This is a genomic window from Mesorhizobium sp. M4A.F.Ca.ET.050.02.1.1, from assembly GCF_003997725.1.
Lineage (GTDB): Bacteria > Pseudomonadota > Alphaproteobacteria > Rhizobiales > Rhizobiaceae > Mesorhizobium.
The window spans coordinates 1-10,026 of record NZ_RZSG01000157.1 but is presented as its reverse complement, the minus strand read 5'-3'; the positions used below and the strand labels follow the sequence as shown (position 1 = coordinate 10,026).

Below are 10,026 nucleotides of genomic sequence, written 5' to 3'. Positions count from 1 at the left end.
GGTCAGCGTGCCGCAAAGGCGTTCGCGGCCAAGCTCGGCCAGCACTGCATCGGCCGCCTGTTCGGCGAAGGCGCGGAAGGTCGTCCATTTGCCGCCGATCATGCAGAACTGCGGGATGTCGCCGGCAATGCGATGCACGGAGTGGCCGCGCGAGATCCTGCCGGTGAAGGCATGGTTGCTCTTCGGCAGCGGCCGGATGCCGCTATAGGTGAACACGATGTCAGAGGCGTGAATCGGAATGGCAGGAAAGACCAACCGCGCCGCCGCCAGTATGTAATCGGCTTCCGCCGGTTCGCAGCGCACGCGTCTGGCTTCGCTGACGCGAATATCGGTCGAACCGACCAGCACCTTGCCGAGATAGGGGAACATAATGCAAACCCGGCCGTCGGCGTTCTCGAAGAAAATCATGTGGCCGCCAAGTGCCTGGTAAAGCGGCTCGTTGTTGAGGATGAGGTGTGAGCCCTTGGTGCCCTCGACCAGCGGTGCAGCAGGCTTTTCGGATGCGTCGAGCCGGGCGATGGCCGAATCGAGCCATGCGCCTGTCGCATTGACGATTGCCTTGGCGATGACAGGGAAGCGCTCGTTGGTTGTCGTGTCGATAAGTTCGAAGGCTGAACCGACGCGCGTGATCTCGGCGCGGTTGAGCGCCAGGCTGTCGGGCGCCAGGCGTCCGGCATCGAGCAGCAGTTCGATGCCCAGCCGTTCCGGATAGCTGATCCAGGCGTCGTAGTAGGTGGCGGAAAAGCGCAGCATCGGGTCGAGCGCCGGCCATTGCGCGAATGTCATCCTGGCGCCGCGGAAATTGTGGCGCGGCAGCGCCCGGCGCTTGCGCGTCGTCCAGTCATAGAGCGCGAGCCCCGCCTTGATCGCCAGTGCGCCGCGGCTGGAAGGAGCCTCAGAAAGCCCGAGAAGGCCTGCCGCCCCGTTCATCAGCCCTGAGAAGACGGTGCGGATCGGAATTACAGTCGGCAATGGCCGCACCATATGCGGCGCATTGGCCAGCAGCGCATCGCGTTCGCGCAACGATTCCTGCACCAGGCCGAACTCGCCATTCTCGAGATAGCGCAGACCGCCATGGATCATGCGCGAGGGGGCCGCACTGCAGCCCGAGCAGAAATCGTTGCGCTCGACCAGCAGCACCTTCAGGCCCTGCAGCGCCAGTTCGCGGAAAACGCCGATGCCGTTGATGCCGCCGCCCACGACGACGACATCGAACGCGCCATCCTGGCGGATCTTGTCGAGGATGAGGCTTCTCTGGTCAGGCATGGCTTCGCCGTTCGGCCGTCCGGCGGACGGCAGCTCGATTTGCTTCGGGTTCACAGGTGGCGGTCAGGCGTCGAGATTTGTCAGATGGCGGCTGGCGGCCTCGCTGATCTGGCTGATCTCCTCTGAGGACAATCTGATGCGGCCGGCCCGCGCGTTTTCCCTGGCCTGCTGCGGGCTGCGGGCGCCGCAAAGCGAGAAGGTGATGCCCGGCTGCTGCAGCGTCCAGGCGATGACGATCTGCGCCTCGCTTGCGCCGTGCGTCTCGGCAATCGGCCGTATCTCTTCCATCAGCGCCGCGACCTTGCGGCGGTTGGCCAGCGAGAACCACGGATTGTCCTTGCGCTGGTCATCGCCGGTAAAGACGCGGTCCGGACCGATCTTGCCCGACAACAGGCCGAGCGCCAGCGAGGAGTAGCTGAGCACGGACACATTGTTGTCCGCGCAGAAAGGCAGAAGGTCGCGCTCCATGTCGCGCACCACCATGCTGTATTGCTGCTGGACCGCGTCGAGCTGGCCGGCCGCGAGATAGGCTTCGACATCCGCAATGCTGACATTGCTGGCGCCGATGGAGCGGATCTTGCCTTGGGTCTTGAGGCGATCGAGCGCTTCCATGGTCTCGGGGACCGGCGTCGTCGCATCCTGCCAATGGGTGATGTAGTGGTCGATGTGGTCGGTGCCGAGACGGCGCAGGCTCTGCTCCACTTCGTAGACCACGGAGTCGGCGCCGAGATAGCGATGCACCGGCGCGCCGTCATAGTCGAAGAAGTGGTTGCCCTTTTTTGCGTGCCAGATCAGTCCAAGCTTCGTGGCGAGCACGACCTTGCCGCGGCGTCCCTTGATCGCCTTGCCGACGATTTCCTCCGACAGCCCCTGGCCGTAGGCCGGCGCGGTGTCGATCAGCGAAACGCCTTCGTCGATCGAGGCGCGGATGGTGTCGATGGACTGCGCCTCGTCGGTGCCGCCCCACATCCAGCCGCCGATGGCCCAGGTGCCGAGGCCGATCGCGGAGGCGGCGATTCCCGACGCGCCAATGGTGCGCGTCAACATTTCAGGCGACATTGCGTATGCTCCCCGCATTGTTCAGGACCGCGTTGGCCGTTTCTTCGTCGACGACCAGAGACTTGAGATAATTGCCGCGCAGCGCGGCGCGGATCGGCCCGACTTTTTCGGCGCCGCTGGCGACGCCCATCACCGTCCGGCAGCGAGCGAGTTCCGAAGGCGCCAGCGCCACCAGGCGGTCGTTGGGCGGGTAATCGGCCAGCGTGCCGTCGTCGCGGATCAGATGCGCAAGGAACTCACCGACCGCGCCGCTGGCGGCCAGCTTGTCGCGGTCGGGGTCAAGACCTGGGCGAAGGTCGTAATAGCTCGACCCGGGCGTCTGGATCGACCCGATGCCGACCAGCGCGATCGCGGCCTTGCGCGCCAGATCGAAGATCTCGCGCACCGACGCCATCTCCAGAAGCAGGTCGCGCTGCTCCCGGCTCTCGGCGAACAGCGGCGCATGCAAGAGCATGCTGGAGCCGCCGAGCCGCTCGGCGAGCCGCGTCGCCAAATGGTTGACGTCGGTATAGTGCTTGCCCTGGACGCCGCCGGTCAGCGGCACGACGGTGATGTCGAAAGCCCGCTCCGGCTGCAGGTTCTCGGCGAGGGCGCTAATCGCCTTGCCGCCGGTAATGGCGATGACGTCGCCGTCGCGCAAGGTTTCAAGCAACTGGTTGGCTGCCGCGCGCCCCACCTGCTGCAGCGTGCTTTCGGGACTGCCGGCCACGGTCGGCGTCACGATCGCACTTGCCAGACGGGCAACCTCGATCAGCTGCTTTTCGATATCGACCAAGGCCTGGAACGGGCTCTCGACCGCGATCCTCAGCATGCCGAGCTTGCGCCCCTGGGCGATCAGCCGATTGACCTTGGACGCCGACAGGTTGAGCGCCGCCGCGATGTCGTTCTGCTTCATGCCGTCGACGAAATGCAGCACCAGCACGGTGTGGATCTGCCGGATCGCCTCGAAATCTTCCCTGCTGTCCGCCATCTCAGCCCCGCCGCTTGTTGAAGTAATAATCGGCGGTGACCGCCGTCAGCAGAATGGACCCGCGGATGATGTCCTGCCAATAGACGGACACGTCGAGCAGAGCGAGCGAGCTTGAAACGACGGACAAAAGGACGGTGCCCAGGATGGCGCCGAGAATGGTGCCGATGCCGCCGGTCAGGCTTGCGCCGCCGATCACCGCGGCGGCGATGACGTTCAGCTCCATGCCGGCGCCGAATGTCGGCTGGGCCGAGCCGAAGCGGGCCATGTAGATGACGCCGGCAAAACCGCACAGTGTCGAGCAGAGCGTCGTGGTCAAGAACACGACCTTCTTGGTGCGGATGCCGGAATAGGCCGCCGCCTTCTCGTTGCTGCCGGTGTAGAAGACTTTGCGGAACATCGTCGTGCGGCGCAGCATGAAGTCGGACAGGATGACGAAGACAATGAAGATGATGATGACGACGGGAATGCCGCCGACCGCGCCCTGGCCGATGAACTTGAACTCAGGCGGCAGGGTGTAAAGCCCGAGCGGGCGGCCGCCGGTGCCGAGCAGGCAGAGCCCGCGTGCAATCACCATCACCCCCAGCGAGACGATGAAGTGGTGCAGCCCCACTCTGGTGACGAAGAATCCCATGAAGGCGCCGATGGCAGCGCAAGCCGCTATCGCCACCAGCGACGCCAGCCAGGGGTCCATGCCGCTGAGGAAAAGCAGACCGGCGACCACCATGGCGAGCGCGGTGACCGAGCCGACCGAAAGGTCGATGCCGCCGGAAATCAGCAGGATCGTCATGCCGACCACGACGATGCCTTCCACCGCGAAGGCCATCGCCATCGCCCGCATATTGTCCCAGGTCAGGAAATAGGGGGATGCGAACGACATGACGGCAAACAGCACGGCGATGATGAGGATCAGGCCGGTCTCACGCATCCTGATCAGGCCGCCGAACCTTGCGCCGAGCCCTATCCTGGCAGCTTGCGTCGCGCTGTCCATACTGTCCCCCACGATGCTCATGCGGCGCTCCGTTGCCGGCCTTCATCGGCAAGCGATGCCAGGACCATGATGTTTTCCTCCGTCATCTCTGCCCCCGCGACTTCGCCGGTAATGCGTCCCTCGCGCACGATCAGCACCCGGTCGCAGATGCCGATCAGCTCCGGCAGCTCGGAGGAGATGACCACGATGCCGACGCCATCGCGCGCCAGCTTGCGCAGGATGCGATGAATTTCGGCCTTGGCGCCGACATCGACGCCGCGCGTCGGTTCGTCGAGGAAGATCACCTTCGGGTCGACCGACAGCATCTTGGCGATCGCTACCTTCTGCTGGTTGCCGCCCGACAGTGTCGAAACCGGCTGACCGACATGGCCGCATTTCAGCGACAGCTGCTTGCCGATCGTTTCCGCCCGATGCTTCTCGCGCCGCTCGTTGATGAGGCCGAAGCGCGTGGCGATCCGGTCGACCGCCAGCGCCGAAATGTTGGCGGCGATCGACATGTCGAGAAACAGCCCGTCGCCCTTGCGGTCTTCGGACAGGTAGACGATGCCCGCGGCGATGCTGTCGCCATAGTGTGTCAGCGACAGGCGCTCGCCGCGCAGGCTGACATCGCCGGTCACCTCACCTTCGAGCCGGCAGATGCCTTTGACGATCTCGCTGCGGCCGGCGCCGATCAGGCCGCCAATGCCCAGGATTTCGCCCTTGCGCAGCTGAAAGCTAATGTCGCGGAAGGCAGTCGCCTCGCAGAGGCCGACGATCTCGAGCAATATGTCTTCGGACCGTTCATCGTCGCGCAGCTTCTCGGGGTAGAGGCTGTCGATGACGCGGCCGACCATGGAGGCGACAACTTGTTCGGGAGTCGTCCCTGCTATGTCGAGCGTGGTGATGTAGCGGCCGTCGCGCAGCACCGTGACGCGGTCGCAATTGTCGAAGATCTCGGCCATGCGGTGCGAGATGTAGATGATGCCGATGCCTTCGCCGGCAAGCTGGTGAATGATCTCGAACAGTTTTTGGGCCTCGCGCTCGGTCAGCGCTGCCGTCGGTTCGTCGAAGATAAGGATGCGGCAATCGAGCGTCAGCGCCTTGGCGATCTCGACCATTTGCTGCTGGGAAATGGACAGATTGCGTACCATCGCGGTCGGATCGATGTGGCCAAGCCGCGCCAGGATCGCCGTCGCGCGCTTCTCGAGGTCGCGGTAGTTCATCAGCACCGCCTTGCTGGCGTTGGTGATCGACATGAAGATGTTCTCGGCCACCGAGATATCGGGGCACAGCGCGATCTCCTGGTGAACAAAGCCGATGCCAAGCTTCTGCGCCGCCAGCGGCGAGGAGATAGAGACGGAGCGGCCATCGACCTGGATGTCGCCGCTGTCCGGCGACAAGATGCCGTCGATCACCTTCATCAGCGTCGACTTGCCGGCGCCGTTCTCGCCGGCAATGGCGTGGATTTCACCGGCGCGCAGCTCGAATCCGACATCGCGCAAGGCACGGACAGGGCCGAACGATTTGCTGAGGCCGGATATTTTGAGGAGGACCGGGGTTTCCACTGAGGTTCTCGCCTGCTCAGGAATGGTTGAGGCAACCGCGCCGGACGGCGCGGTTGCCCGCGGGACGGATCAGCTTGGATCGCGGCCTTGCATGTATTTGTTCAGGTCGAACGAGTCGGCGTTCTCCTTGGTGATGACGGCGAAGCCGTTATCGGCGAAGGGGATGCTCATCGGGTTGTAGCCCGACGTCTTGTAGTCGTTGAACGGGTCGATCAGTTCCGGATGCGCCGCCATGAAGGTGGCGACGAAGCCGAGATAGCCCTGCATGCCCTGGTTCGGGCTCAGCGCCATGTGGATGTTGCCGGCCTTGATCTGCTCCAGCGTCGCCGGGGTGATGTCGGCATGCATGATCAGCACCTTGGCCTTGGCCTCGAGGACGGCGGCGACCGCGCCCTCGGCCGAGCCGGCTTCCGGAATCCACAGCGCCTTCAGGTTCGGATTGGCCTGCAGCATCGAGGCCACCGCCTTGTTGGCGACATTGGCGTCCTGGTTGGAGGCCTGGCGGCCGACCAGCTTCATCTTAGGATAGTTCTTGGCGAGATAGTCGATGAAGGCGGTGACGCGCAGGTCGTGGTTGCTCTGCCCCGGATTCTCCAGCACGCCGTATTCGGCGTCGTCGCCGACCTGCTTGACGATCTCCTCGGCGGCGAATTTGGCTTCCGCCAGATTGTCCGAGGTGATGTAGGACACGCGCTTGGATTTCGGCGAGTCGGCGGCGAAGGTGACGACGGTGGTGCCGTTCTCGACGGCGCGGTTGATCGGCTCGATGAACGGATCGGCCTGCATCGGGTGCAGCAGCACGCCGGCCGGCTTCTTGATCAGATCCTGTTCGAATGAGGCGATCTGCTTTGCGATGTCGTAGTCAGGCGTGCCTGAAAACACGGTCTTGCAGCCCATCGCCTGGGCGGCCTGCTTGAAGCCCTGATAGACCGGCACCCAATAGGGATGCGCGGAGACCATGACGTTCATCACATAGGTCTCGTCCGGCTTGCACTGAAACTTGCTCTCTGCCGACGCGGCGCCTGGCATCGCCAAGGTCAGCGTCATCATGGCGGCGCTCAATGCGCCCGCCAGCCCAATCCTGTTCATTCTCTCCTCCGGGTTCCCCGACGATGAAAGCCTCGTCGTATCAGCTTTGCAAGAAATTTCAGGATATGAAATCTCTGGCAACGTTGAATACGGCGGGATTTGTTGCGTGTCAACGATGTTGCATGAAATATCAGATGGTGAAATTTCTTGCAGTACGCGTCGACCAGCTGCAGCGTCGTCGGCAAGAGGCTGCATCGTTTGCCTTGCGGGTGAGCGACCGAAAGCCAGGACATTCGATCCGGTGCGCAGTTGCCTGGAGGGAGAGCACCTCTTCTTCACCGGCCGCAATTCTTGCGTGTTGAAGCAACGGCACAGTTCTCTTATTGTCGCCGGAAATTTCCGGGGGATTTTGACATGCCTTTCCTGCTTGCTATCCTTGGCGTGTTGGGAGCGGCCGCGTTCTGGTGGTACCGGATGAAGGCCATGAACGAGGCCGCGCGCGAGGTCGCCGACGTCGTCGGCCGCGTTCAGGGCAACATCCGCCGCAAGAAGCTGCGCAAGCAGGCGGCGCTGTCGCCGCTGACGGCGATCGACAATCCCGTTGTGGCGGCGGCGACGCTGATCACCGCCATCGTGTCGGAACAGGGGCCCATCCTGCCGCAGCGCGAAGCCGTCATCCGCGAGGTGATTTCGGGGATTGCGGATGGCCAGAAGAAGACCGACGAGGCCGTCGTCTACGCCAAGTGGGCAACGGCGCAGATCGACGACACGACGATCGTCATCGACAAGCTGGCGCCGTTCCTGCGCGAGCGCCTCGACCCGCACGAAAGGGAAGATCTGCTGCAGATGCTCAATCGCGTCGCAAAGGGCGGCGAGCAGAGCCTGAAGATACCGGACCAGCGGATGCTGCGGCTGCGGCAGAAGCTTGGGTTCGAGGTGAATTGATCCAGGCGACCACCGATCTTTGAACCGAAGGCAGTTGTGCCTACATCAGGGTGGGCATGCCCAACCGTTGGGAAATAGAGGGAAGCAATTGCCTGCGCGGCTGCCGAATTGGCCGATTTGATTGACACGCTGTTGGAGACAGGTTGCGCAAATCCAGGGCCGGCAGGTGGGTGCTGGGCATGCTGGCCGCCGTAGTGGTCTTCTATTACCTTCTTTGGCTGCTAGATCGCTTCCCCTTTCAGTAGCCGCGGCGTGTCGCCGGACAGGCCCGAGGCCTGGCGGATGAAAAAGTCCTTCAGCTTCGGCATGCGCTCGACGAGGCCGAGGCCGATGTCGCGCGCCGCGCGCAGCGGGCCGATGTCGTTGGAGAACAGCCGGTTCAGCACATCGGTGGTGACGCCCATCTGCACGGTGTCGAAGCGCCGCCATTGCTGGTAGCGTTCGAGCACGTCGAGCGCGCCGATGTCCTGGCCGAGCCGGTCGGCCTCGACCACCACCTCGGCCAGCGCCGCCACATCCTTGAAGCCGAGGTTGAGCCCCTGGCCGGCAATCGGGTGGATGCCGTGCGCGGCATCGCCGGCAAGCGCGATGCGGGGCGCGACGAAGGCGCGGGCAAGGGTCAGCCCAAGCGGCCAGGCGCGCGGCTTGTCGGCGGCATGGATCTCGCCCAGCCTGAGGCCGAAATGCAGCTCCAACTCGTGCTCGAAGACAAGGTCGTCGCCCTCGACCAGCTTCCGCGCATCCTCGGTGCGTTCGACCCAGACGATGGAGGAGCGGTTGCGGCCGTCCTTGTCGGGCTTCAGCGGCAGCGTCGCGAAGGGGCCGGCGGGCAGGAAATGCTCTTCGGCGCGGCCATTGTGCGGCCGTTCATGCGCCACGGTGCAGACGATGCCGGATTGGCCGTACTCCCACTTCACCGTCTTGATGCCGGCCATGTCGCGCAGCTTCGAGTTGACGCCATCGGCAGCGACCAGCAGTCGCGCCTTCAAGGTCGCGCCGTCCGCCAGATGCACGGTGATGCCGGCGCCGTCGATTTCGAAGGCGCTGACGGCGAGACCTTCGATGATGTCGATGCCGAGTTTTTCGGCGCGCCGGCGCAGCGCGCCGTTCAGGTCCCTGTTGGCGACCATGTGGGCGAAGGGCTCGCCGGGCGCCACTTCGCCGTCAAAGGTCAGGAACACCGGCCGCACCGGATCGGCGGTGCGCGAATCGGTGATGATCATTTCGGTGATCGCCTGCGCTTCCGGCGCGATCTCGCTCCAGACGCCGAGTTGCTCCAGCATGCGGCAGGCGGCTGCGGCGATCGCCGAGGCGCGGCCATCCTTTTGCCAGACGCTGGCGGGCGCCGCGTCGACGACGGCGACGGCGAGGCTGGGGCGTGCCTGCTTCAGCGAAACCGCGCTGGCCAGCCCGACATAGCCGGCGCCGGCGACCAGCACGTCGAGCGAGGCTCTCGATCCTGCATCTGCCTTACGGTCAACCATGGCAAATTCCTTTCACGGCTCTGTCTACGCATGTCGCTGCCCCAAAACCGCTGCCACTTTTGGGCGACATGCCTGGTCTACCGCCTGCCGCACCACGCCGGTCTTGACTGCCCGCCCTTCCTGTCCGAAACCGCCATAACATCTTTTGCGGCTGGAGCGTGAAACATGACGGCGGCCATGGACGAGCTACTCGACATTCTCGACCTCGAGCAGCTCGAACACAATCTGTACCGTGGTCGCAGCCCCAAGCTCGACTGGCAGCGGGTCTTCGGCGGCCAGACGATCGCCCAGGCGCTGGTCGCCGCCCAGCGCACGGTCGAGCCAGAGCGCCACGTGCATTCGCTGCACGGCTATTTCATGCGGCCCGGCGACACCAAGGTGCCGATCATCTACGAGGTCGACCGCATCCGCGACGGCGGCTCCTTCACCACGCGGCGCGTGGTGGCGATCCAGCACGGCCAGGCGATCTTCTCGCTGGAGGCCTCATTCCAGCAGGACGAGGTCGGCCTCGAGCACCAGGTGCCGATGCCGCAGGATGTGCCGGCGCCCGACAATCTGCTCAGCCAGCGCGAACTGCTCGGCAAGTTCGGCGAAGCTGTCCCCGAAGGCATAAAGCGCTACTGGGACCGCGACCGGCCGATCGAGATGAAGCCGGTGATGCTGAAGCACTACACCAGCCGCGAAAAGCTGGAGCCGAAGCAGAACATCTGGATCGGCACCACCGGCCCGGTGCCGGCCGAC

Annotated in this window: 9 protein-coding genes; 2 read left to right on the top strand and 7 right to left on the bottom strand. The window is 64.2% G+C overall.

The window, feature by feature from the left end:
• The 6 genes from EOA33_RS13295 to EOA33_RS13270 form a co-directional block, all read right to left on the bottom strand.
• A partial coding sequence (locus EOA33_RS13295; protein WP_145989130.1) for a glycerol-3-phosphate dehydrogenase/oxidase occupies positions 1-1,266 on the bottom strand: 1,266 nt, incomplete at its 3' end.
• Positions 1,267-1,329: 63 nt separating this feature from the next.
• Positions 1,330-2,325 (bottom strand): aldo/keto reductase, encoded by a 996-nt coding sequence (locus EOA33_RS13290; protein WP_127405821.1) that lies wholly within the window; start codon positions 2,323-2,325, stop codon positions 1,330-1,332.
• On the bottom strand, positions 2,315-3,295 hold the full coding sequence (locus EOA33_RS13285) for a sugar-binding transcriptional regulator (RefSeq protein WP_126057493.1): 981 nt from the start codon (positions 3,293-3,295) through the stop codon (positions 2,315-2,317). The genes EOA33_RS13290 and EOA33_RS13285 overlap by 11 nt, the downstream gene beginning before the upstream one ends.
• Position 3,296: 1 nt before the next feature.
• Positions 3,297-4,283: an ABC transporter permease gene (locus EOA33_RS13280; protein ID WP_127405822.1), complete on the bottom strand. Its 987-nt coding sequence runs from the start codon at positions 4,281-4,283 to the stop codon at positions 3,297-3,299.
• A gap of 17 nt (positions 4,284-4,300) precedes the next feature.
• Complete coding sequence (locus EOA33_RS13275; RefSeq protein ID WP_126057495.1) at positions 4,301-5,827, bottom strand: sugar ABC transporter ATP-binding protein; 1,527 nt, start codon at positions 5,825-5,827, stop codon at positions 4,301-4,303.
• A gap of 69 nt (positions 5,828-5,896) precedes the next feature.
• Entirely contained in the window at positions 5,897-6,877 is a 981-nt protein-coding gene (locus EOA33_RS13270) for a substrate-binding domain-containing protein (RefSeq protein ID WP_245455752.1), read from the bottom strand.
• Positions 6,878-7,270: 393 nt separating this feature from the next.
• On the opposite strand from EOA33_RS13270, the gene EOA33_RS13265 reads away from it, so the two are divergent.
• On the top strand, positions 7,271-7,801 hold the full coding sequence (locus EOA33_RS13265) for a hypothetical protein (RefSeq protein WP_127405820.1): 531 nt from the start codon (positions 7,271-7,273) through the stop codon (positions 7,799-7,801).
• A 221-nt stretch (positions 7,802-8,022) separates the two neighbouring features.
• On the opposite strand, the gene EOA33_RS13260 is transcribed toward EOA33_RS13265, so the two are convergent.
• The gene (locus tag EOA33_RS13260; RefSeq protein WP_127405819.1) at positions 8,023-9,285 is read right to left on the bottom strand and encodes a ubiquinone biosynthesis hydroxylase; all 1,263 of its coding nucleotides are present in this window, start codon (positions 9,283-9,285) and stop codon (positions 8,023-8,025) included.
• Between the two features lie 165 nt (positions 9,286-9,450).
• Between EOA33_RS13260 and EOA33_RS13255 the strand changes: the two genes are divergently transcribed.
• On the top strand, positions 9,451-10,026 hold a 576-nt coding region (locus EOA33_RS13255), incomplete at its 3' end, for an acyl-CoA thioesterase II (RefSeq protein ID WP_145989129.1).

Coding starts and splice junctions, on each gene's coding strand:
- EOA33_RS13290 (WP_127405821.1), bottom strand. CDS start 2,325: ATGTCGCCTGAAATGTTGACGCGCACCATTGGCGCGTCGGGAATCGCC.
- EOA33_RS13285 (WP_126057493.1), bottom strand. CDS start 3,295: ATGGCGGACAGCAGGGAAGATTTCGAGGCGATCCGGCAGATCCACACC.
- EOA33_RS13280 (WP_127405822.1), bottom strand. CDS start 4,283: ATGGACAGCGCGACGCAAGCTGCCAGGATAGGGCTCGGCGCAAGGTTC.
- EOA33_RS13270 (WP_245455752.1), bottom strand. CDS start 6,877: ATGATGACGCTGACCTTGGCGATGCCAGGCGCCGCGTCGGCAGAGAGC.
- EOA33_RS13265 (WP_127405820.1), top strand. CDS start 7,271: ATGCCTTTCCTGCTTGCTATCCTTGGCGTGTTGGGAGCGGCCGCGTTC.
- EOA33_RS13260 (WP_127405819.1), bottom strand. CDS start 9,285: ATGGTTGACCGTAAGGCAGATGCAGGATCGAGAGCCTCGCTCGACGTG.